Annotated in this window: 1 protein-coding gene; it reads left to right on the top strand. The window is 57.5% G+C overall.

Annotation, left to right across the window (positions count from 1 at the left end; genetic code table 11):
- Positions 1 to 500 (top strand): DUF5131 family protein (locus tag JNK74_29645; GenBank protein MBL7650338.1); only part of this gene is annotated, 500 nt, incomplete at its 5' end.
- Positions 501 to 581: the final 81 nt, after the last annotated feature.

Genomic DNA, 581 nt, shown 5'->3' with positions numbered 1-581 from the left:
AGGTGCCGGTTGTGTATCTCGACAAGGTTTTTTCGGTCATGGAGCGCACGCCGCGGCACACTTATCAAATTCTTACCAAGCGCGCAAACCGGTTGCCCGAATATTTCCACAATCGTACCTGCCCGGAAAACGTATGCTTGGGCGTGTCGGTCGAAGACCGCCAATATGGCGTGCCGCGCATAGCCGAACTCCGCAAGGTTCGCGCGCGCATCCGCTTCCTGTCTGTGGAACCTTTGCTGGAGGATATCGGCGAATTCGATCTGACAGGTATCCACTGGGTAATCGTCGGCGGCGAATCCGGCCCGAAATCCCGTCCCATGAAAGAGAAATGGGTGGAGAACGTCAAACGTCAGGCAGACGCCGCTGGCGCGGCATTTTTCTTCAAGCAGTGGGGCGCATGGGGCGCAGACGGCGTAAAACGCAACAAGAAAGCCAATGGCCGCATTTTTCAGGGGCGGACCTGGGATACTTACCCGGAAAATGCGCGGGCGGCGTTATAGCGCGTCAAGCACATGCTGGGCAATTCTTATTGCAAGCCCGCATGCTGATGGCTCCGGGTTGGCCACCGCGAAGTAAAGGGC

This window comes from Candidatus Hydrogenedentota bacterium (assembly GCA_016791475.1).
Taxonomy (GTDB): Bacteria; Hydrogenedentota; Hydrogenedentia; order Hydrogenedentales; family JAEUWI01; genus JAEUWI01.
This window is presented reverse-complemented; position numbering and strand designations above follow the sequence as displayed.